19 protein-coding genes are annotated in these 21,345 nt (G+C 62.2%); 13 read left to right on the top strand and 6 right to left on the bottom strand.

All coding sequences use genetic code 11. The features are described 5' to 3' along the window. Window positions 1–210 precede the first annotated feature (210 nt). Window positions 211–1,416 (top strand): type III PLP-dependent enzyme, encoded by a 1,206-nt coding sequence (locus D6201_RS04250; protein WP_120047688.1) that lies wholly within the window; start codon window positions 211–213, stop codon window positions 1,414–1,416. A gap of 15 nt (window positions 1,417–1,431) precedes the next feature. On the opposite strand, the gene D6201_RS04245 is transcribed toward D6201_RS04250, so the two are convergent. From D6201_RS04245 to murI, 3 genes are all read right to left on the bottom strand, one after another. Then, the gene (locus D6201_RS04245; protein ID WP_120047687.1) at window positions 1,432–3,630 is read right to left on the bottom strand and encodes a putative bifunctional diguanylate cyclase/phosphodiesterase; all 2,199 of its coding nucleotides are present in this window, start codon (window positions 3,628–3,630) and stop codon (window positions 1,432–1,434) included. Between the two features lie 142 nt (window positions 3,631–3,772). After that, window positions 3,773–4,993: a 5-aminolevulinate synthase gene (gene hemA, locus D6201_RS04240; protein WP_120049193.1), complete on the bottom strand. Its 1,221-nt coding sequence runs from the start codon at window positions 4,991–4,993 to the stop codon at window positions 3,773–3,775. Window positions 4,994–5,100: 107 nt separating this feature from the next. Beyond that, window positions 5,101–5,889 carry a glutamate racemase gene (murI, locus tag D6201_RS04235; protein WP_242447417.1) on the bottom strand — a complete coding sequence of 263 codons (789 nt, stop codon included), beginning with the start codon at window positions 5,887–5,889 and terminating at the stop codon, window positions 5,101–5,103. A gap of 113 nt (window positions 5,890–6,002) precedes the next feature. Between murI and plsY the strand changes: the two genes are divergently transcribed. The 6 genes from plsY (at window position 6,003) to D6201_RS04205 (ending at window position 11,599) form a co-directional block, all read left to right on the top strand. Beyond that, a complete protein-coding gene (gene plsY, locus D6201_RS04230) occupies window positions 6,003–6,623 on the top strand; it encodes a glycerol-3-phosphate 1-O-acyltransferase PlsY (RefSeq protein WP_120047685.1) in 621 nt (206 codons plus the stop codon). Continuing rightward, window positions 6,620–7,726: a DNA-processing protein DprA gene (gene dprA, locus D6201_RS04225; RefSeq protein WP_120047684.1), complete on the top strand. Its 1,107-nt coding sequence runs from the start codon at window positions 6,620–6,622 to the stop codon at window positions 7,724–7,726. Before plsY ends, dprA begins: the two co-directional genes overlap by 4 nt. 18 nt (window positions 7,727–7,744) lie before the next feature. Then, on the top strand, window positions 7,745–8,392 hold the full coding sequence (locus D6201_RS04220; RefSeq protein WP_165853490.1) for a hypothetical protein: 648 nt from the start codon (window positions 7,745–7,747) through the stop codon (window positions 8,390–8,392). 4 nt (window positions 8,393–8,396) lie between these two features. Next, complete coding sequence (locus tag D6201_RS04215; RefSeq protein ID WP_120047682.1) at window positions 8,397–8,633, top strand: hypothetical protein; 237 nt, start codon at window positions 8,397–8,399, stop codon at window positions 8,631–8,633. A gap of 116 nt (window positions 8,634–8,749) precedes the next feature. Further along, window positions 8,750–11,302, top strand: a complete 2,553-nt coding sequence (gene topA, locus D6201_RS04210) for a type I DNA topoisomerase (protein WP_120047681.1) — start codon at window positions 8,750–8,752, stop codon at window positions 11,300–11,302. A gap of 114 nt (window positions 11,303–11,416) precedes the next feature. Next, the gene (locus tag D6201_RS04205; protein ID WP_120049192.1) at window positions 11,417–11,599 is read left to right on the top strand and encodes a hypothetical protein; all 183 of its coding nucleotides are present in this window, start codon (window positions 11,417–11,419) and stop codon (window positions 11,597–11,599) included. Between the two features lie 60 nt (window positions 11,600–11,659). On the opposite strand, the gene era is transcribed toward D6201_RS04205, so the two are convergent. The 3 genes from era to lepB are packed head-to-tail and all read right to left on the bottom strand — an operon-like array spanning window position 11,660 to window position 14,072. Further along, window positions 11,660–12,562 (bottom strand): GTPase Era, encoded by a 903-nt coding sequence (era, locus tag D6201_RS04200; protein ID WP_120047680.1) that lies wholly within the window; start codon window positions 12,560–12,562, stop codon window positions 11,660–11,662. Then, window positions 12,559–13,230, bottom strand: coding sequence for a ribonuclease III (gene rnc / locus D6201_RS04195; protein ID WP_120049191.1), 672 nt, complete (start codon window positions 13,228–13,230; stop codon window positions 12,559–12,561). Before rnc ends, era begins: the two co-directional genes overlap by 4 nt. Further along, window positions 13,227–14,072, bottom strand: a complete 846-nt coding sequence (gene lepB, locus D6201_RS04190) for a signal peptidase I (RefSeq protein ID WP_120047679.1) — start codon at window positions 14,070–14,072, stop codon at window positions 13,227–13,229. The genes rnc and lepB overlap by 4 nt, the downstream gene beginning before the upstream one ends. A gap of 191 nt (window positions 14,073–14,263) precedes the next feature. On the opposite strand from lepB, the gene pgi reads away from it, so the two are divergent. The 6 genes from pgi to D6201_RS04160 all read left to right on the top strand — a co-directional run bounded on the left by pgi (window position 14,264) and on the right by D6201_RS04160 (window position 21,310). After that, complete coding sequence (pgi, locus tag D6201_RS04185) at window positions 14,264–15,784, top strand: glucose-6-phosphate isomerase (RefSeq protein ID WP_120047678.1); 1,521 nt, start codon at window positions 14,264–14,266, stop codon at window positions 15,782–15,784. Window positions 15,785–16,056: 272 nt separating this feature from the next. Further along, window positions 16,057–17,421, top strand: coding sequence for a DEAD/DEAH box helicase (locus D6201_RS04180; RefSeq protein WP_120047677.1), 1,365 nt, complete (start codon window positions 16,057–16,059; stop codon window positions 17,419–17,421). Window positions 17,422–17,498: 77 nt separating this feature from the next. Further along, window positions 17,499–18,527, top strand: a complete 1,029-nt coding sequence (locus D6201_RS04175; RefSeq protein ID WP_120047676.1) for a hypothetical protein — start codon at window positions 17,499–17,501, stop codon at window positions 18,525–18,527. A gap of 90 nt (window positions 18,528–18,617) precedes the next feature. Further along, on the top strand, window positions 18,618–19,970 hold the full coding sequence (gene gorA / locus D6201_RS04170; RefSeq protein WP_120047675.1) for a glutathione-disulfide reductase: 1,353 nt from the start codon (window positions 18,618–18,620) through the stop codon (window positions 19,968–19,970). After that, a complete protein-coding gene (locus D6201_RS04165; protein WP_120047674.1) occupies window positions 19,971–20,861 on the top strand; it encodes a hypothetical protein in 891 nt (296 codons plus the stop codon). It begins immediately after the preceding gene. After that, on the top strand, window positions 20,858–21,310 hold the full coding sequence (locus D6201_RS04160) for a DUF488 domain-containing protein (protein WP_120047673.1): 453 nt from the start codon (window positions 20,858–20,860) through the stop codon (window positions 21,308–21,310). Before D6201_RS04165 ends, D6201_RS04160 begins: the two co-directional genes overlap by 4 nt. Window positions 21,311–21,345: the final 35 nt, after the last annotated feature.

Genomic DNA, 21,345 nt, shown 5'->3' with positions numbered 1-21,345 from the left:
CTTTCATGAAGCTGATCTGCGTTGGCTCGACGAAGACGAGAAGGACGCCGTCGCACAAGTGCCTGGCGGGCAGATCGATAAAGGTGCGCCGCTCACCTGATTTCGCTTGCGCTTGAACGCGCTGCGCTTATATGCGCGGCCTCGCTGCCCCAGGGGACACCCACCGCAAGGCAGTGTCTTGTCGGTTGAGAAGCTAGGGGGTCCCTTGAGTTGCGCCAATTTCCTGATGCCAAGGCTGTAGTCGGCGCTCTCGCGCCTGACGAACCTGTCATCCTCACCCGCCCGCACGCCGCAGCGCGCGCCGCCCGCTTCTTCGTCGAGAAGTTCCCGGGCAAGGCGATGTATGCGGTGAAGGCCAATCCGTCTCCCGACCTGTTGCAGATCCTATGGGACAGTGGCGTGACGCATTACGACGTCGCTTCCATAGGAGAGGTTCGGCTCGTGCGCGGCCTGCTGCCCGACGCGGCGCTGTGCTTCATGCACCCCGTCAAGACGCCACGCGCCGTTCGCGAAGCCTATTTCGAGCACGGCGTGAAGACATTCAGCCTCGACACGATCGAGGAACTGGAGAAGATTGTCGAGGCGACCACGGATGCGTCTGGCAAGGCGGCAAAGGATCTCGCTTTGCTCGTCCGTCTGCGCGTATCGTCGGAGCATTCGCAGCTTTCCCTGGCGGCAAAATTCGGCACCGATCTCACTGATGCCAGGCCGCTGCTGCAGGCGACTCGCCAGCACTGCGATGCGTTGGGCATCTGCTTCCATGTCGGCAGCCAGGCGATGACGCCCTTCGCCTTCGTGCAGGCGCTGGAACGTGTCCGTGCCGCGATTGCCGAGGCTGCGGTTACGGTCGATATCGTCGATGTCGGCGGCGGCTTCCCGAGCGTCTACCCGGGCATGGAGCCTCCACCGCTCGAAGACTATTTTGCATTAATCCATCGCCATTTCGAAGCGCTGCCGATCTCGTATTCGGCAGAACTGTGGGCGGAGCCGGGCAGGGCGCTGTGCGCCGAATACTCATCCATCATCGTGCGCGTGGAGAAACGGCGGGACAACGAACTCTACATCAATGACGGCGCCTATGGCGCGCTGTTCGATGCTGCACATGTCGCCTGGCGTTTCCCGGTGCGTGCGCTGGAGGACGATCTCATCAAACCTGAAGCGGAATTCGCCTTTTACGGCCCGACCTGCGATGATGCAGACTACATGGCGGGCCCATTCCTGCTGCCCGACGACATCAAGGCCGACGACTATATCGAGATCGGTATGCTCGGCGCGTACGGCGCTGCGATGAAGACGGCATTCAACGGTTTCGGCGCAACCGAAGCGGCGATCGTCACCGACGAGCCGATGGCGAGTCTCTATCGCGGGGATCGCCCCGATCCGCGCGCCAGCGACAATGTGGTGAGCCTGCGGTAATAGCTCCCCACGCAGTCAGCCGCGGTGGACCTGTACCTGCATGAATTGCGGCTTGGAGTCTTTGTCACCACCCAATAACGTGCTGGGATAATTGCCGGGCGGCAGAGCCGCCAGAGGCATGCCAGCGCTGGCCAGGGCGTAGGGCGATACTCGGTTGCGCGTGACGAGACCGCCGGCGCCATCGCTCACCAGCGGCGTTTCGAATTCGACGCCGATCATCGCGCCTTCAGACCGCCGGACGGTCGATACGACGAGTTGACCGCCGCCAAGATCAAGCACCAGCCCGGCACCGATCGGCACGCCAACGAGCCCCTCGATGCGCGATCCCGTCTGCGAAAGGTCCCGCATAACGGCATCGTAACGGTGATCTTCATGGATCACACCGATCCGGCGGAACACGCTGCGGCGCTCGGGCCGATAGGTGTCGGGGCCGCTCGGCTCGATTGCGAAGCCGCCGCTGGCAATCTTTTCAAGCACTTCCGATTGCGGTCGCGCCTTCGAATAGATCCAGCCCTGGATATACTTCGCACCTTTGGCGCAGACGAGATTGAATTGGTCGAAAGCTTCGACGCCCTCGACCGTCACGTCCATTCCCAACGCATCCGACAAACCGATGATCGCGGTGATGATTTTCGCGCTGTTTTCGTCTTTCTGCGTGCAGGTATCTACGAAGCTCTTGTCGACCTTGATCTTGTCGAAGGGGGCGTTGCGCAGATAGCTGAGCGAGGAATAGCCAGTGCCGAAATCGTCGAGCGCGAGGCGCACGCCCAGCGCCTTCAAAGTCTTGAATGTCGCTGTCGTTGTTTCGGTATCGCCCATGAAGACGGTTTCGGTCAGTTCCAGCTCGAGCCGATCGGGTGCGATGCCGGTATCGGCCAGAACCCGCGTGACGATCGCCGGGAAGCCTTTGTTGACGAACTGCTTTGCCGACACATTCACCGCGATGCGCACATTCTCCGGCCACTTTAGCGCGTCCTTGCACGCCTGCTGCAGGGCCCATTCGCCCATGCGATTGATGAGGTCGGTCTCTTCAGCGACCGGGATAAAGCTCATCGGGGGGACGTTGCCTCGCTCGGGATGCTCCCACCGCATCAGCGCCTCGAACGCGACCACCCTGTTGTCGCTAGTCCGCACAACGGGTTGGTAGTGCATTTGCAGCTGGCCGACGGCCAGCGCCTCACGCAGATCGTCGAGCAGTACCTGCCTTTCCTGTTCGACATCCCTTAGGTCGGCCGAATAAAACCGATAAGTACCGCGGCCGCTGTTCTTCGCCGCGTAAAGCGCGAGGTCCGCCGCATGGATCACCTCGTCGGCCTCGACCCCGTCATATGGTGCAATCGAGATGCCGACAGACGCGCCGATGATCGCGCGCTTGCCTTCGATCTGATACGGCGATGACAGCATCTGAATGATCTTGTCGGCCAGGTCTCCGAGCGTGCCGCGGTCGTCGAGATCGGGAAGCATGACCTGAAATTCGTCACCGCCGAGGCGGCCGATCTCTGCCTTCTCGCCCACGATGCTCTTCAGCCTGTCGGCGACCTGGCGCAGGAGATCATCCCCTGCCTGGTGCCCCATCGTGTCGTTCACCTGCTTGAACTTGTCGAGATCGAGCATCAACAGCGCACAAGCGCGTTTGGCGGCGCGAAAGCCTGCCAGCGTGCTTTCCAGCTTGCGGTTCATTCGGTGCCGATTGGCCAGACCGGTGAGCGAATCGTATTCGGCCAAGCGCGAATCTTCGCGCGCCCGGCGATAGGCAGTGGTGATATCCTTCGCGCTGCCGCGATAGCCGAGGAATTTCCCACCCTCCGAGAATTTCGGATGCCCTGAAAGAGACCACCAGCGTTCTGACGCTTCGCTTTCATGCGATGCGGAGACGAGCTTCACCGCCAGATCGGTGATCTTGTTGCGCGCCTTCAGTTGGAAGTTGATCGGTCGGTCGGATCGATCGGCATTGTGGGGATCGATCTCGAAAATGTCCGGCAAGGGCCGATCGAGCAATTCGTCGAGGTCCCCATCCAGGCTCTCGGACGCGCTCGGCGAGAAATAGATAAGGTGACCGTCGGCATCGGTCGCCCAGATCCACGAAATACCGGTCTGCTCGTAATCGTCGAGGACTTGCAACCGCCGCTCGGTATCGTCAGCCGAGATTACGCGCGTTCGCCTGCCGCCCGCACTGCCGCCTCCAAGACTTCTCAGAAGATTGCCAACTGCCATTTAGCGCCCGAACCTGCCTCAAACATCGCCATCATCGGCGACACGTGCTCCTCATGGCGCAGGTTTGGTTACCATGACGCTAACGCATGGTTATAAGTGACGCTTATCTCTGGCTTGTTGGCAGGCTGGGTTTGGACATGGCTTATGCCGCTTCGCGCAATTGCAGGTCGAGCCTGTCCCAGATTTCAACGAGCGCGGCGGTCAGTTCTGCCATCATCGCCTCGGTATGCGCTGGGCCGGGCGTAAAGCGCAGCCGTTCGGTGCCGCGCGGCACGGTTGGGAAATTGATCGGCTGCACATATGCGCCGTATTCGGCCAGCAGGATGTCGCTGATCCGCTTCGCCCGGACCGGATCGCCCACCATCAGCGGGACGATATGCGTCGTCGAATCCATCACCGGCAGGCCGGCTTCGCGGAAGTGACGTTTGAGAGCAGCGGCGTTGGCCTGTTGTGCATCCCGCTCCACGCTAGACTGCTTAAGGTGGCGAACAGCGGCGAGCACGCCCGCGACAAGCGCCGGACTGAGCGAGGTAGTGAATATGAAGCCCGGTGCATAGGAGCGGATGCAGTCGACGACCTTCCTGCTCGACGCGACATAGCCGCCCATTACACCGAAGGCCTTGCCCAGCGTTCCTTCGATCAGGTCGATGCGGTGGGCCGCTTCATCCCGTTCCGAAATGCCCCCGCCGCGTGCCCCATACATGCCGACGGCATGGACTTCGTCGATATAGGTGAGGGCATTGTACTTATCAGCCAGATCGCAAATCGCGTGAATAGGCGCGACATCGCCATCCATCGAATAGACGCTTTCGAACGCGATGACCTTTGGCGTCGCCTCGTGCTCAGCCGCGAGCAGCTCTTCGAGATGCGCCATATCGTTGTGGCGGAAGACGCGCTTCTCGCATCCGGAATTACGGATACCCGCGATCATGCTGGCATGGTTAAGTTCGTCCGAGAAAATCACGCATCCCGGCAGCAGCTTGGCGAGCGTGGACAGCGTGGCATCGTTGGAAACATAGCCGCTGGTGAACAGGAGAGCCGCTTCCTTGCCGTGCAGGTCTGCAAGCTCCTGCTCCAGCTGAACGTGATAATGCGTGTTGCCGCCAATATTTCGCGTACCCCCGGAACCTGCGCCGACATCGTGCAGCGCTTCTTCCATCGCCGCGATCACTTTGGGATGCTGGCCCATTGCAAGGTAATCGTTGGAGCACCAGACAGTGATCGGCTTCGGTCCGTTATGACCGGCGAAGCAGCGCGCATTTGGAAACGCACCTTTGTTGCGCAGGATGTCGATAAACACCCGGTATCGGCCTTCGGAATGCAGCCGGTCGATCGCCTGGTCGAAGATCTGGTCGTAATTCACGAGTGTCTGCTGGTCCGTCTGCACCGGTTTCGGGGAGCCATTTAGTCAATCGTAGCGCTTGTTTGAAGGACGAAGTTTGCGAGCCATTCGCAACAGCGGTCGGCCTATCAGAACCTCTCCACCGAGCCGATACCGAACGGCGCGAGCGCGGCGGCCAAGGCGCGGTCGGCTTCGCCCGTCACCACCGCGCGATCTGCATCGTTTCTTGAAAAATCCTGCCCTTCGATCAGCCTGGCAACCTGACGCGCTATGCCTTGTGCTCCATGGACGAATGCGACGTCCGGCCCAATTGCCGCGCGCAGTTCGTCCTCCACGAGCGGGAAATGCGTGCAGGCCAGCACCACGGTATCAATCGCTTCGCCGCCGTCCTGTTTGCGCAATCCAGCTGCCGCCTCGGCAAAAACGGCATCGTGGGGACGCCCGCCGCGCAGCTTCGTCTCGGCAGCGCCGACCAGTCCGGGATGCGCAAAGCGGATTAGGCGGTGGCCGTTGGCGAACTTCGCTTCCAGATCGTCGACATAGCCCTGCCGGATTGTCGCCGCCGTACCCAAAAGGCCGATCGTGCCGGTTTTCGTGATCTTCGCCGCAGGCTTGATCGCAGGAACGGTGCCCACGATCGGCACGTGCAACACGCTGCGCACCATGCCGAGCGCAATGGTGGACGCCGTGTTGCAGGCGATGGTGATGAGGCGCGGATGGAATCGCTCGCTCAGGCGCCCAAGCAGCCCGGCCACGCGCGCTGCGATCTCCGCCTCGGTCTTGTCGCCATATGGCAGGCCCGCGGTATCGGCTGCGTAGAGAACCGGTGCATCGGGCAGCTCTTCGCGAAGCGCGGACAGCACCGAAAGGCCGCCCAAGCCGGAATCGAACAGCAGGATGGGGGATTTTGCGTCCAATTCCGTTACTTTCCGCTCACGCCGCGCTTGTCGAAGGGTCGTATTTCCCGTTATCGCAGCGCTAGTAGAAAAAGCGGTCCTTCGACAAGCTCGGGACGAGCGGAGAATTTCATTTGGACCTTTTTGGCGCATTTCTGATCGGGTATCTGAGCGGCTCGATCCCCTTCGGCCTTTTGCTCGCAAGGGCGGCCGGCAAGGGCGATATCCGCTCCATCGGCAGTGGCAATATCGGCGCGACCAATGTGCTGCGTACCGGTAGCAAGTGGCTGGCTGTGGCAACCCTGCTGCTCGATTTCGCCAAGGGTTTCGTACCGGTGTTGCTCGCATCATGGCTCTGGGGCTTCGATGGTCCCCGCATCCAGCCCGCAAACCTTGTCGAGGAATGCAAATCACTCGCCGCACTCGGCGCGGTCCTCGGTCACTGCTTCCCCGTCTGGCTCAGATTCAGGGGCGGAAAGGGGGTTGCTACGAATGCAGGCGTCAGCTTCGGTCTCGCATGGCCAATCGGCGTCGTCTACGCTGTTGTCTGGATTGCAGTTCTGGCGCTCGGTCGTATCAGTTCGGTTGCAGGAATGAGCGCGGTGATCGCTGCGGCCCTCGGCGCGTGGCTGCTTGGTTTCGCGCATTTCGGCCCCGTCCTCGCAATTATCGCAGCGCTGATCGTTTGGCTGCACCGCGCCAATATCGGCCGCCTCCTGCGCGGTGAGGAACCGCGGGTCGGCAGCAAGTCGTGACTGCGTCGAAGCTTTCGCAGGAGGAGGCATTCGCCCGCATCCGGCTGCTGCGTTCGGCACATATCGGCCCGGTCATCTATGCGCAGTTGCTTGCGCGATTCAGGACGGCGCAGGAGGCTATCGAGGCACTGCCAGACCTCGCCAAGCGCGGTGCCAAGCGCGACTACCGGCCAGCCCCGCGAGAGCGGATAGAGCGGGAAGTGACAGCCGCGCGGAAGGCGGGTGCGCGATATGTCTTTCACGACATGCCGGACTATCCCGCGCTGCTGGGCGAGATGGAGAACGCCCCGCCGATCATCACCGTGCGCGGCGACATGGCGCTGGCAAATCAGCCATGCGTGGCGATGGTCGGGGCACGCAACGCTTCGGCGGCGGCAGTCAAGCTTGCGCGCGATTTCGCCCGTGAACTGGCCGATGGCGGCTTCACCGTCGTTTCGGGCCTTGCGCGCGGGATCGACGGAGCCTGCCACGAGGGTTCGATACCTCACACCATCGGTGTCATCGCCAGCGGCATCGATATCGCCTACCCGCCGCAGCACACCAAGCTGCAGGAGCAGATCGCGAGCGAGGCGTTGCTCATTGCCGAGGAAGCACCGGGCACGGAGCCGCGGGGACAGCATTTTCCGAAACGCAACCGGATCATCGCCGGGCTCGCCATGGGTACGCTCGTGGTGGAGGCTGCACCCAAATCGGGCTCGCTGATTACTGCGCGGTTGGCGGGTGAGGCGGGGCGCGAAGTCATGGCCATTCCCGGCAGTCCGCTCGAAGCGCGCAGTCAGGGGTGCAATCACCTCATCCGCGAAGGTGCCGTGCTGGTGCAGGAGCCGGAAAATGTGATCGAATTGCTGACCGGCTTCGACGGCGTCCCTCGCTCCAGCTTCCGCGATCCGGTCACACCCGCCGATTTCGCCAGCTTCGACGAGGTGCAGGAGGGCGATACCGATGCGATAGCGAACCTGCTGACGCTTGCGCCGGTGGCCGTGGACGAACTTATCCGGCAGTCGGGCGACAGCGCCGGCAGCGTGCAAATGGCCTTGCTGGAATTGGAGATTGCGGGAAGATTGCAAAGGCACGCCGGGGGGCGCGTTAGCTTGTCGGGCTGAAATCGAAACTGGGGCATCATGGAACGGAACTTCGAGTTTTCACAACTTACATCTGCGATGTTGGAGCTTGCCCGCCGCAGTCTGGCGACCATTGTGCCGGTCTTCTTCGCGCTGTTCGCCGTGGGCTTTGCTATCGAATTCTACTTTCCCGACGGCATCTGGATCGGCATCGTCATCGCAATCGCGCAATTCGTCATCTGCTATTTCCTTGCCAAAGGGCTGGCGCAGCATGTCGGGCTGATCGGGGAGGGGGAGACCGGCCCGGGCTTCGGCTCATATTTCGGCGTCGCATTTCTCGTCGGCCTCGGAACAGCGATCGGTTTTCTGCTTCTCGTCATCCCCGGCATCGTGTTGACGGTGCGCTGGCTTCTGGCGTTTCCGGCGGTTTTTGCAGGCGGCAACAGTCCGATATCGAAAAGCTGGGAAATGACCGGGCCCGTCTTCTGGAAACTTCTTGCGGCTTACATCATCGGCATGCTGCTGATCGGCGTCACCTTCCTCGCCTATTCCTACGCCTACGACGCGGACCAGACGGTGCACATCGCCGCATTGGCAGTCGCCAATGCAGCCGCTGCAGCAAATTCGATCTACAGCTTCCTTCTCGGCTTTGCCGGCTTCGTCCTGCTTCGTGACGATAGCGCGGCGCTGGAAGAAGTGTTCGGCTAGGCCAATGCCTTACGTTCAAAATAAAACGACTGATGTCGGCGAATTGATCAGCGGCACGTTTCGCGTACTCGTGGATGCAAAGCGCGAAGTGGCCATCTACCTGACGGCGTTCTTACTCGCGGCCCTCATTGCCCAGCTTAGCGATCCTTTGTCCGGCATTGTCGGCATCGCGAGTGCAATGGGCTACTTCGTCGCGCAATATCTGCTCACCAACGCATACTGCGACAAAACGGGCTGCTGAGCGACAGCACCGAGGAGTTGACCGATGTCTTCGCCTGAACTCTCCGCTTGACGAACGGTCCGGCCCGTCACCACTCTCGCGCATACGTACACGTGTAGGGATTACCTCAGAACATCATGCAGCTTGTAATCGTCGAGTCGCCAGCGAAGGCGAAGACCATCGAGAAATATCTTGGCAAGGACTTCAAGGTTCTCGCCAGCTACGGCCATGTCCGCGATCTGCCGCCGAAGGATGGCAGCGTGCGCCCGGACGAGGGTTTCGCGATGGACTGGGAAGTCTATTCCGACAAGCGCAACCGGGAGCAGGTCAAGGCGATCGCCGACGCGGCGAAGAAGTCCGACCGCCTGATCCTCGCCACCGACCCCGACAGGGAAGGGGAGGCGATCAGCTGGCACGTCCTCGAACTGCTCAAGAAGAAAAAGGCGTTGCCCGGCGATGTCGAGCGGGTGACGTTCAATGCCATCACCAAACAGGCCGTGACCGATGCCATGAAGGCCCCGAGAGAGCTCGATCAGGACCTGATCGACGCTTATCTCGGCCGCCGTGCGCTCGATTACCTGTTCGGTTTCACGCTTTCGCCGGTCCTATGGCGCAAGCTGCCGGGGGCCAAATCGGCGGGGCGTGTGCAATCGGTTGCGCTGCGTCTGATCTGCGAACGCGAGCACGAGATCGAGGTTTTCGTGCCACAGGAGTACTGGTCCGTCACCGCGAAGATGGAGCACGATGGCACCGGCTTCGACGCGCGGCTGGCGCGCTTCGACGGGAAGAAGCTGGAGCGGCTCAGCATCGGCGACAAGGGCATGGCCGATGCGGCGAAGAAGGCGGTCGAGGACGGCCGCTTTACCGTCGAGGAGGTGGAAACCAAGCCGCTGAAGCGCAGTCCGGCGCCGCCTTTCACCACCTCAACGCTGCAACAGGAGGCCGCACGCAAGCTCGGCTTTTCCGCCAGCCACACGATGCGGTGCGCGCAAAAGCTCTACGAAGCGGGCGCCATCACCTACATGCGGACGGACGGTGTGCAGATGGACATGTCCGCCATCATGGCCGCGCGCGATGCCATCGCAGATCGTTTCAGCGAGGATTATCGCCCCGAAAAGCCGCGCTTTTACAAGACCAAGGCGAAAAACACACAGGAAGCGCATGAGGCCATCCGACCGACCGATTTCCGGAAGGATCGCGCCGGGTCCGGCGATGAGGCGAAACTCTACGATCTGATCTTCAAGCGCGCGATGGCGAGCCAGATGGCGACCGCGCAGCTGGAACGCACGACCGTCAACATGCGCGATCCGACCGGCCAGCACGAACTGCGCGCCACCGGACAGGTCGTGAAGTTTCCTGGCTTCCTCGCCGTCTATTCCGAAAGTTTCGACGAGAAGTCGGAAGATGACGACGACAACCTGCTGCCGGTGATGCGGAAAGGCGATGCGCCGGCAAAGAAGGATGTGGAGGCAATCCAGCATTTCACCCAGCCGCCACCGCGCTTCTCCGAAGCGAGCCTGGTGAAGCGGCTGGAGGAACTCGGCATCGGGCGACCTTCTACCTACGCCTCGACCATCCAGACGCTGCGCGATCGCGACTATGTTCGGATGGAAAAAAACCGCTTCTTCGCAGAGGATTCCGGACGGCTCCTGACGGCATTTCTCGAACGCTTTTTTCCCCGCTACGTCGCCTACGATTTCACCGCCGAGATGGAAGAGGAGCTGGACGAGGTTTCCGGCGGGCGGGCCGAGTACAAAGCGCTGCTCGAGGCGTTCTGGCGCGACTTCAAGCCGAAGAGCGACGAGGTCATGGAGCGCCAGCCTTCGGAAGTGACCGAAGTGCTCGACGAATTTCTCGCCGATTTCCTCTTTCCCGAACGCGCCGACGGCCACGATCCGCGCTGGTGCCCCCTCTGCGCGGAGCAGGATCGAGAAGGTGGTGAGCTCCACCTGCGCGGCGGACGCTACGGTGCTTTTATCGGTTGCGTAAATTATCCGGAGTGCACTTTTCGCCGCAAGTTCGGCCAGCCAGGCGATGGCGACGGGTCGGACGATACGGTGATGGGCGAAGATCCCGACACCGGTCTTCCCGTGGAACGCAAGACCGGTCGGTTCGGCCCCTATGTTCAGCTGGGCGAGGGAAAGGAAGCCAAGCGCGCCAGCATCCCCAAAGACATCGACGATTTCGATCTCGAATGGGCGCTGAAATTGCTCGGGCTTCCGCGCATCGTCGGCGCGCATCCCGAAACGGGCAAGGAGATCGAGGCAGCCATCGGGCGCTACGGCCCTTACTTACGTCACGACGGTAAATACGCGAAGCTGCAGAGCACGCGCGATGTCTTCGATACCGGCATGAACGCGGCGGTCACGCTGCTGGCGGAGGCCGCCAATCGCAAGGGCGGCAGCCGCGGCGCTCGCGAACCGCTGAAAGTGCTCGGCAAGACCGAGGCAGGCGACGACGTGAAGCTGATGGACGGGCGCTATGGCCCATACGTGACGGATGGCAACGTCAATGCTACCATTCCGCGCGATAAGGACAAGGACGCGCTGACGCTGGAAGAGGCGCTGGCCATGATCGCGGAGAAAGCGGCGAAGGGCCCGGCGAAGAAGAAGCGCAAGGCGCCTGCGAAGAAGAAGCCAGCTGCGAAGAAGAAGGCGGCGCCCAGGAAGAAAGCCGCGGCGAAGGATTAGAGTGACGAAGGTGACACGGTGTCACCTTTGCCATTCAACGGATTGCCCCGTAACTTCATTGATTTAAAGGCGGCCCGGTGCCCGGACGGACACGCAGGGCGGAAGCGATAAATGATGGCGAAAGAGCGATTTGAGCGGCACAAGCAGCCATGGAACGGAGAGGAGGCAGGCAAGCTCAAGCTGCTTGCCTCCAAGGGGCATGGCCTCAAGCAGATCGCCAAAGCGCTCAATCGCAGCGAGGAATCGACGCGCGATTTTGCAAAAAAGCACAAGATCGCGGTGGCGAAGAAGCGATGAGTCAGACGGTGTGAAAGAGCCGCAGTGCGGATACGCTTTGCTCTCGGCTGTAGAACAGCGTCAATTCACCCAGTCGAGCCCCATCTCCTCATACACCTCGCGATTTTCGGCCCAGCGTTCATCGACCTTCACGTGCAGGAACAGGTGCACTTTCTGGCCGAGGATTTCGGAAAGTTCCTTGCGCGCTTCCTCGCCGATCTCCCTGATGCGTCGCCCGCCTTTACCGAGCACGATCGGCTTCTGGCTGCTTCGGGCGATCACGATCTGCTGTCGGATTTCGACGCTGCCGTCGGGCCGCTGTTCATAGCTTTCGTGACGCACGGCAGCGTCATACGGCAGTTCCTCGTGCAGCTGGCGATATAGCTGTTCGCGCGTCACTTCGGCGGCGAGAAGGCGCTCGCTGGCGTCCGATACCTGGTCCTCGGGATAGTGCCACGGCCCCTCTGGCATGAGTTCGGCCAGCCGATCCTTCAGTTCGGGCACGCCGTCGCCGGTCAGCGCGGACACGAAGAACACCTCTGAAAATTCGACCGCCTCGCCAAGCTCCTGCGCCAGTGCGAGCAGCGGCTCCTTCGGACTGACATCGACCTTGTTGAGAACGAGGATCTTGCGCTCGGGCCGGTCTTTCAGCGCGTCGAGCAGCGGCATCAGTTCATGCCTGCGTTGCTTTACCGGATCGACGAGCAGGACCAGCGCATCGGCCGCTGTCGTTCCTTCCCAGGCGGCGCTCACCATCGCCCTGTCGAGGCGACGCTTCGGCTCGAAAATGCCGGGCGTGTCAACGAGCAGGATCTGGGTGTCGCCATGCAACGCTATGCCAAGGAGCCGCGCGCGGGTTGTCTGCGCCTTTGGCGAGGTAATCGCGACCTTCTGGCCGACAAGCTGGTTCACCAGCGTGGACTTGCCGGCATTGGGCGCGCCGATCACGGCGACGAGGCCGCATCTGCTTTGCTTCTCGCTCATCCGAATTTCTCCATGAAGAGCTTCGCCGCTTCGGTTTCGGCTTCCTGCTTGCCGCTTGCAGTTGCCTCCACCTCGCCGACCTTGTGGACGCTTACGCGCACGGTGAAGCGGCGCGCGTGGTCCGGCCCAAGCGTATCGACCACTTCGTATTCGGGCGGGCGTCGCTGATTGCCAGCTGCCCATTCCTGCAGCGCGCTCTTGGGATGCTTGTTCTGCCCTACCGCACCGTGGACGGCGTCGCGCCAGAGGATGCGGATTAGATCGCGCGTCGCGTCGAACCCGGCTTCGAGGAAATTCGCGCCAAGCAGCGATTCCATGATGTCGCCGAGCACATTCTCGCTGTCATGCGCGCCGTCCTCACGTGCCTGCTTTCCCATGCGCACATGATCCGACACGTCCAGTTCCCGCGCCCGGGCGGCGCAGGCACCTTTAGAAACGAGAGCGTTCAGCCGCTGCGCCATGCGCCCTTCGGCATCGCGTCCATCGGCGTAGAGCCAGTGCGCGATGGTGAGGCCGAGCACGCGATCGCCCAGGAATTCGAGCCGCTGGTAATCGCGCTTGTCACCGGTGCTGCCGTGGGTCAGCGCTTCCTTCCAGAGGTCGGCCCGGCGCACGGTGAAGCCGTTCTCTTCCAGCCACTCGCGCGTTTCGGCGGAAAGCTCGCTCATATGCCGCGGAACATCCTGCTCCAGCGCGCGGCGGTGAACCAGGTCCACGGCTTGACCCATTCCGACGTGCCATCGGTGGACCAGTACATGAAGCTCGCCTCGGCCACGAGGTTGGCTTCCGGCACCAGTCCGATGCCCCGTCCGGGTTCCGCGGGAAAGCGGCTGTCGAGCGAGTTGTCGCGATTGTCGCCCATCAGGAACAGCATGCCCTCGGGCACGGTGATGGGCGCGGTGTCGTCCTGCGGGAAGGTGCCGAGATCGAGGATGTTGTAGCTGACGCCGCCCGGCAGCGTTTCGCGGAATTGCGGATAGATGCAGGTCGCTGCATCGCCGCCATTCGCAGGAACGAACTCGCCACCCGCGCGGCAGACCATCGGCGATTCCACCGGCAGGACGAGATCCTCGATCCGCTCCGTGCCGACCGGCACTCCGTTCAGCAGGAGCACGCCGCTGGCCATCTGCACGGTATCCCCCGGCAGGCCGATCACGCGCTTGATATAGTCCGCCTCGTCCACCGGGTGCTTGAAGATCACGATATCGCCGCGATCAGGCTGGCTGGCGAAGATCCGTCCATCGCCAACGTCCAGATCGAAGGGCAGGGAGAAGCGCGAATAGCCGTAGGACCATTTCTGCGCCTGCAGATAGTCGCCGACCAGCAGCCGGGGCAGCATGCTTTCGCTGGGGATGTTGAAACTGGTGAAGAAGAAGGTGCGGAAGACCAGCACCACGATCACCAGCTTGACGAGGAACCAGCCGAAGCTCTTCCAGTCTTCCTCCTTCGCCGGCTTCTCGCCCTTGGTGCCCGTAGGCTCCTCGATCTCTCGGATGTTCGCGTCTGTCATTGCGGCGAGGTCATGTTGCGAGCCGCGCCGCGCGTCAAGCGTCACAATGCCGGTCGCCCGCAGGTGTGACAGGTGTGACAGTGTCCTGGAGCGGAATTTCCTGCGCCCGGCGCATAGGTATTTCGCAGGTTTTCAATCATCGCCCGCTGGCCTAGCGAGAGAGCAGAATTGTAGGAAAGGACGATATCAGCGTGACACTCACCCGCGACGAAGCCTGGAAGAAGCTTGCCCTCCATCCCGATCCGACACTGGAGGAGCTTTTTGCCGAAGATGGCGACCGGGTGGACAAGCTCTCAGTGCGCTGGCAGCCGGGCGAGGTCGCGGCGGGCATTCTCTTCGACTGGTCGAAAACGCATCTGACCGACGACCTGCTCGGCGATTTCGAGGCGCTGGCCGAGGCGTCCGATTTTGCCGCCATGCGGGACAGAATGTTTGCGGGCGAAGTCGTCAATCCGACGGAGGGCCGCGCGGCGGAGCATTCCGCCCTGCGCGGTGTGGGACAGGATGCCAGTGTCGAGGAGGCCGATGCCCTGCGCGAGCGGATGAAGCTGCTTGTCGAAGCCATGCACGAAGGCGCGTTCGGAGAGGTGAAGCACCTCATCCATGTCGGTATTGGCGGCAGTGCGCTCGGCCCGGCGCTGGCAGTCGATGCGCTGGCGCGGGACGGCAGGGAAGTGGACGTGCACGTCGTCTCGAATGTGGATGGCGTCGCGCTGGAAGAGGCTTTCTCCAAATGCGATCCGGCCACGACCTTCGTCGCCGTCGCGTCCAAGACCTTTACCACTATCGAGACGATGACCAACGCGCAGTCCGCGCTCAAATGGCTGGCGGATAGCGGCGTTTCGGACCCCACCGGCCGTGTCGTTGCGCTCACCGCCGCGCCGGAAAAGGCCGTCGAGTGGGGCGTGGATGAAACGCGCATCCTGCCTTTCGCGGAGAGCGTCGGCGGGCGTTATTCCATGTGGTCTAGCATCGGCTTTCCCATCGCGGCAGCGGTGGGCTGGAGCGATTTTCAGGCCATGCTGGACGGCGCAGCGGCGATGGACCGGCATTTCCGCGACACGGACGGCCGCGGCAACCTGCCGCTACGCGCGGCGTTCGCGGATATGTTTTACCTGCGCATAAAAGGCGCGCAGACCCGCGCCGTCTTCGCTTATGACGAGCGATTGCGCCTGCTGCCCGATTACCTCCAGCAGCTTGAGATGGAATCGAACGGGAAGAGCGTGACGGTGGATGGCAATCCCGCCGGCCCTACTGCGCCGATCACCTGGGGCGGCGTGGGCACGGACGCGCAGCATGCGGTGTTCCAGCTGCTTCATCAGGGCACGCATCTGGTGCCGGTGGATTTCATTGCCAGCGTAGAGCCGGGTGACATGCTCGATGCCGCGCATCACCACATCCTGCTGATGAACTGCTTCGCGCAAGGCGCGGCTTTGATGGCGGGCAAGGAAAGCGACGACCCGCACCGCAACTATCCCGGCAATCGTCCCTCGGCGACGATCCTGTGCGACGATCTCGATGCCTTCACCTTCGGCGCGCTGGTGGCATTCCACGAACATCGGACCTTCGCCAGCGCCGTGCTGCTGGACATCAACCCCTTCGACCAGTTCGGCGTCGAGCTGGGCAAGGAAATCGCGAAGAAAATCGAGAAGGGCGGCGAACGCTTCGATGCTAGCACCGAGGCGCTGCTGAAGGCAGCGGGGGTGGGCTGAAGCTGTCGACCGAAAAAAAGAGATTAGAGTTCAAGCTGATCTCTAGAAGCCCCGCAAGAGCGAAATCATTGACTTTGATGCTGCGCTGCACCACATGCACCCCATCGAAGCGCGCGCCAGCGTGAAGCGGCGGTGGTGAGAAAGCCACCTGGCCCCGGTAGCCCTTCGGTCATTTTTCCTGAGACTTCCCTTTTCACGCGGGTCGTTTTGACACCCGCGCCGCGCGAGCTTTGACTCTGCGCGCCGCATATTTTGCGAGTTCGACACTACACATGACTATCCAATTCAAGGACCTCGGTCTTTCGCAGCCTGTGATGCAGGCGCTCGACATGCAGGGCTATAAAGAGCCGACGCCGATCCAGGCGCAGGCCATTCCGCCCGTGCTCGAAGGGCGCGACCTGCTCGGCATTGCCCAGACAGGCACCGGCAAGACGGCTGCCTTCATGCTGCCCAGCATCGACAATCTGCGCAAGGCCGACAACCAGATCCCATTCAAATCCTGCCGCATGCTGGTGCTTGCACCGACGCGCGAGCTGGCTGGGCAGATCGCCCAGTCGGCCAAGGATTATGGCGCGCTGGCAGGCATGAAGGTCCACTCCATCGTCGGCGGCACCAGCGTCAACAAGGATCGCAACAAGCTGCATCGCGGTTGCGACATCCTTGTTGCCACCCCTGGCCGTCTGCTGGACCTGATTGATCAGAAGGCGTTCAACCTTTCCGGCGTAGAAGTGCTGGTGCTGGACGAGGCGGACCAGATGCTGGACCTCGGCTTCATCCACGCACTGCGCCGCATCAGTCAGCTTGTCCCGCAGGACCGTCAGACGCTGTTCTTCAGCGCGACAATGCCGGGGCAGATCAAGGAACTGGTGGGCAAGTATTGCAACAATCCGGTCACCGTCAGCGTCACCCCCGCCGCCACCACGGCGGAGCGGATCGACCAGTATCTCTTCATGGTGCAGCAGGACGAGAAGCAGACGCTGCTCGAGATGATCCTGCTTGAAAAGCACCCGACGCCGGGCGATTTCGAGCGTGTGCTGATCTTCACCCGCACCAAGCATGGCGCGGATCGCGTGGTGAAGAAGCTGAGCCAGCGCGGGATTCCCGCCAACGCCATCCACGGCAATAAGAGCCAGCCCCAGCGTGTGCGGGCGCTGGACGAGTTCAAGCGGGCGAAGACGCCGATCCTGGTCGCGACCGACGTCGCGGCACGCGGGATCGACATCCCGGGCGTGTCACACGTCATCAATTACGAGCTGCCCAATGTGCCGGAGCAATATGTCCACCGCATCGGCCGCACGGCGCGCGCAGGGGCGGATGGCGTTGCCATCGCCTTTTGTGCGGAGGATGAGCGGCAGTATCTGAAGGACATCAACAAGCAGACCGATGCGAGTTTCGAGCGGCTGCCGCTGCCCGACAACTTCCGCGCCGTGGTCGAAGGTGTCGGACCAACCAAGCCCGCGCCCAAGCAACAGCGTCAGCGGGTGAAGCCCAAGCCGCGCGGAGATGCTCCGGGCAAGCCGAAGCATTCGGCGCGCAAGGGCAAGCCTAACCGCCCGCAGGGGCAGGGCGGCCAGTCGAACCGACGCCGGCGCGGTGGCGGTGGCGGCGGGCGTGGCCCGGCGCAATCGCGCGGCTGAGCGCCATCGCTAGCTGAATCTTAAACATCTTTCGCCAGACCTCCCCTCATGTTGCATGAGGCAGAGGCACTGGCGCGATGATCCGCACGAAGACGACGCTGGTGGTGGGCGCTGGCGCGTCCACGGAGCTACAATTTCCTGACGGGCGAGAGCTGCTTGCCCGCATCGCCGCAAGTTTCGATTTCCAGCGCCTTGGCGGCGATCTGGAAAGCGAGGACATGGCGGCGATGGCTGTGCGGATCGAAGCGATTGCGAAACAGGCGCGGGTGAAAACGGACGATCTGCTCGAGGCCGGGCAGACGATCCGCTCCGCCACGCGGATATCGCCATCCATCGACGCCATCCTCGAACAGCATGGCGACAATCCGATGGTGCTCGCCGTCGGCAAGCTCGCCATCGCGCATTTCATCCTTCGGGCCGAGGCGGAATCGCCGATGGGGGCCGAGCCGCGCGATCCCGGCGATCTCCCCGTGCGCGGCACGGAGAACTGGCTGTTCCAGCTCGCCCGGGCAGTGGTGAACGGCGTCCCCCGCGCGAAGGCGGAAAGCTGCTTCGACAACCTCTCCATCGTCTGTTTTAACTACGACCGCAGTGTCGAAAACTACATGCCCTGGGCGCTGCACATGGCGTTCGGCATGAGTGTGACCGATGCGCAGGCGCTGGTCGCGGAGAAGCTGCGGATCGTGCACCCCTATGGGACGCCGGGGCGGCTCGAATGGCAGGCGGGCGACGCGCCAGTGGCCGAATGGGGAGAGAGCGACCCTGACGATTTCGCTGGCGTGGTCGAGCAATTGCATACGGCATCCGAGCGCGCGGACCAACGCGGTTTCCAGCGCCAGCTTGTCGGCGAGGTGACGCAGGGCAAGAGGCTGGTTTTCCTCGGCTTCGGTTTCGATCCGATGAACTGCGCCATGCTGTTCGATGCGCCCTTCGAGACCCCCCCGGACACGCTCGTCACCATGCCTGGTGTCACCGATGCCGAGCGCGGCGCGGTCATGCGCCTGTTGCAACGGCAGGCGGGGATCAAGGACGAAGGGCTGATCACCCTGCAGGACATGCGCGCCTGGCAATTGCTGCGCGACTATGCGCCCTATCTCGAAAGCTGATCGGGACCGATCGCGACCCTGCATGGTTGGCAAGCGATAGGGAGACGCGCATAGCGCCCTTCCAAACCACCTCGCTCGCAAGGGAAATTTATGGCCGACCAGTACGATTACGACCTCTTCACCATCGGCGCAGGCAGCGGCGGCGTGCGGGCGAGCCGCGTGGCAGCGGCGCATGGCGCGAAGGTCGCCATTGCCGAGGAGCATCGGGTCGGCGGCACCTGCGTGATCCGTGGTTGCGTGCCCAAAAAGATGCTCGTCTATGGCGCGCACTTCGCGGAGGATCTGGAGGATTGCCAGAAATTCGGCTGGTCGATCGAAGGGAAAAGCTTCGACTGGAAGAAGCTGCGTGACAATGTGTTCGACGATGTCTCGCGCATCGAGGACGCTTATACAGACACGCTGGAAAACCACGATGTGGAGATCTTTAAGCAGACCGCCAAGCTGACCGGGCCGCATGAAATAACGCTTGAGGACGGCACGAAGCTCACCGCGAAATATATCCTCATCGCCACGGGCGCACGGCCGCGGATGCCCGAATGCCAGGGCGCCGAGCACGCGATCTCGTCCAACGAGGCCTTTCATCTGGACGATGTGCCGAAGAAGATCGTGATCGCCGGCGGCGGTTATATCGCCAATGAATTCGCCGGCATTTTCAACGAATTCGGCAGCCGCGTGACCATCGTCAATCGCGGCGACACGCTGCTGCGGCAATATGATGAGGCGGTGCGCGACCGGCTGCTGCAGATCTCGATCACCAAAGGGATCGAGTTCAAATTCAACACGATCTTCGAGTATATCAAGCCGTGCGACGATGGCGGCTATTTCGTGAAGATGTCCGATTGCGATGAGGTGAAAGTCGACGTCGTGATGTTCGCAGTCGGCCGCATTCCGAACACCGGAGGGCTTGGCCTGGAGGATATCGGCGTCGAATTGGGCGAAAAGGGCGAAGTGGTCGTGGACCGCTTCAGCAAGACCAATCTCGACCACATCTATGCCGTGGGCGACGTGACGGATCGCGTTCAGCTAACGCCTGTCGCGATCCGCGAAGGGCAGGCCTTTGCCGACAGCGTCTTCGGCCCGAACGATCCCGTCGCGGTCGATCATTCCTGCATCCCAAGCGCCGTCTTCAGTCACCCGCCCATCGCCGCGGTCGGCATGACGGAAGGCGAAGCGAAGAATTCCCTGGGCAGCGTGAAGGTTTACCAATCGGATTTCCGCGCGATGAAGAATGTCGTTGCAGGCCGGAACGAACGCAGCCTGTTCAAGATGATCTGCGAAGGCGACAATGAGCGGATCGTGGGCATTCATATGATATCGCCGGAAGCGCCCGAAATGATGCAGGCGGCTGCCATCGCGGTGAAGGCCGGGCTGACGAAGGCCGATTTCGATGCGACCACGGCGATCCACCCGACAATGGCGGAAGAACTCGTGCTGATGCGATGAGTGCGGCGTTCAGCCGTGGTTCTGGCCGTGCGGGGCAAGGCCATCACCATGAAACGAATGCTGTATTTGCCGCTTCTCGCGCTCGCCGCCTGCGGGGCCGGCGAGGGACCGAATAGGCCCCTCGCCGAAGATCGCGATTACGCGACGCAGTTGACCGCGCCCGCGCCGGACTATGCTGCGATCATTGCGAATGCCGACATGATCGAGCCCTATGAGGCTTTCCGCGACCCTTCTGCGGAACCGCCCGCCGATGCAAAGCGCATCGGCGAAGTCTGGCTCGCCCGATTGCAGGAGCGCGACGTGGTCGATGGATATGGGCTTTCCGGCAAGGCCGATGACGCGCCCATCGGTGGGTTCGATATCCGCGTTACCGCCGATGACTTCGATGCCTGGGTGGCCGAGAATGGCTGGGATGTACCGCCGCATCTGCGCTGGAGCTTCATGGCTCCCCTGCGCGCGCCGCGCGTTAGCGATGCGGCGCAAAGCAGCATTCGCGTCTGGCCGGCGAGCGAGCAGCGCACCGGTCTGAAATTGCAGGCGGCGGATTACGGGCGCGTGTTCCTTCGCGACGGGTGTTTCTTCGTCGACCATCAGGGGACGGAGAAGCTCGCCTGGTTGCACGCGGAGACTGGCCTCGATGTGGACGAGGAAGGCTATTACGTGCTGGTCAACCGGATTAGCGGACAGGTGAGCGGCAGGCTGGGCGAGCGCATGGTTTGGGCTGCGCCCAACGCGATCACGTCCGGTGGTCCCGATCTCGATAAATTTCGCGCCGCCTGCGGCGATGGGCCGACCCACGGCGTCGGCAATCCGGATTCGACCGCGCGGATGGACACCATGTATCCGCCGCAACGCGCGCCGGACTCGGCACCGCCGCCAGGATTGGAATGACACACGAGATTCTCACCATCGGCTATGCCCGCGCGACGCAGGACGCGCTCGTCGCAGCATTGAAAGGCGCGCGGATCGATGTGCTTGCCGACATTCGCGCATTGCCGCTGTCGCGACGCCCAGGCTTTTCCAAGACATCGCTCAGGGCGGCGGTCGAGCAGGCAGGCATGGAGTATATCCATATCCGCGAACTCGGCACGCCGAAGGAGGGCCGCGAGGCGGCGCGAAAAGGCGACCTGGTTACGTTGCGTGAGATTTATTCCGGCCAGTTGCAATTGCCCGAAGCAATGGCGCGCATGGCCAAATTGCAGTCGCTGGCGCTCGAAAGACGCGTCTGTCTTCTCTGCTATTGCGAGACGACCGAGCAATGCCATCGCGGTCTGCTGATCGAAGCGGCTTTCACCCAGTGTCGACGCATCGATCTGGACGCCGCGCCGCTCGTATCTTGAAATCGGCGCGCGGCCATGTGCAAAGGGGCGAAACA

Source organism: Aurantiacibacter aquimixticola, assembly GCF_003605475.1.
Taxonomy (GTDB): domain Bacteria; phylum Pseudomonadota; class Alphaproteobacteria; order Sphingomonadales; family Sphingomonadaceae; genus Alteraurantiacibacter; species Alteraurantiacibacter aquimixticola_B.
Note: the sequence above shows the minus strand (reverse complement) of the source record. Positions and strands in the feature narration are given on the sequence as shown.

What these genes read in the sequence shown, in the direction of transcription:
- D6201_RS04175 (WP_120047676.1), top strand. Translation starts at nt 17,499, where the DNA reads ATGATCCGCACGAAGACGACGCTGGTGGTGGGCGCTGGCGCGTCCACG.
- D6201_RS04245 (WP_120047687.1), bottom strand. Translation starts at nt 3,630, where the DNA reads ATGGCAGTTGGCAATCTTCTGAGAAGTCTTGGAGGCGGCAGTGCGGGC.
- rnc (WP_120049191.1), bottom strand. Translation starts at nt 13,230, where the DNA reads ATGAGCGAGCTTTCCGCCGAAACGCGCGAGTGGCTGGAAGAGAACGGC.
- lepB (WP_120047679.1), bottom strand. Translation starts at nt 14,072, where the DNA reads ATGACAGACGCGAACATCCGAGAGATCGAGGAGCCTACGGGCACCAAG.
- D6201_RS04160 (WP_120047673.1), top strand. Translation starts at nt 20,858, where the DNA reads ATGACACACGAGATTCTCACCATCGGCTATGCCCGCGCGACGCAGGAC.
- era (WP_120047680.1), bottom strand. Translation starts at nt 12,562, where the DNA reads ATGAGCGAGAAGCAAAGCAGATGCGGCCTCGTCGCCGTGATCGGCGCG.
- D6201_RS04220 (WP_165853490.1), top strand. Translation starts at nt 7,745, where the DNA reads ATGGAACGGAACTTCGAGTTTTCACAACTTACATCTGCGATGTTGGAG.
- D6201_RS04205 (WP_120049192.1), top strand. Translation starts at nt 11,417, where the DNA reads ATGGCGAAAGAGCGATTTGAGCGGCACAAGCAGCCATGGAACGGAGAG.
- D6201_RS04215 (WP_120047682.1), top strand. Translation starts at nt 8,397, where the DNA reads ATGCCTTACGTTCAAAATAAAACGACTGATGTCGGCGAATTGATCAGC.
- gorA (WP_120047675.1), top strand. Translation starts at nt 18,618, where the DNA reads ATGGCCGACCAGTACGATTACGACCTCTTCACCATCGGCGCAGGCAGC.
- D6201_RS04180 (WP_120047677.1), top strand. Translation starts at nt 16,057, where the DNA reads ATGACTATCCAATTCAAGGACCTCGGTCTTTCGCAGCCTGTGATGCAG.
- topA (WP_120047681.1), top strand. Translation starts at nt 8,750, where the DNA reads ATGCAGCTTGTAATCGTCGAGTCGCCAGCGAAGGCGAAGACCATCGAG.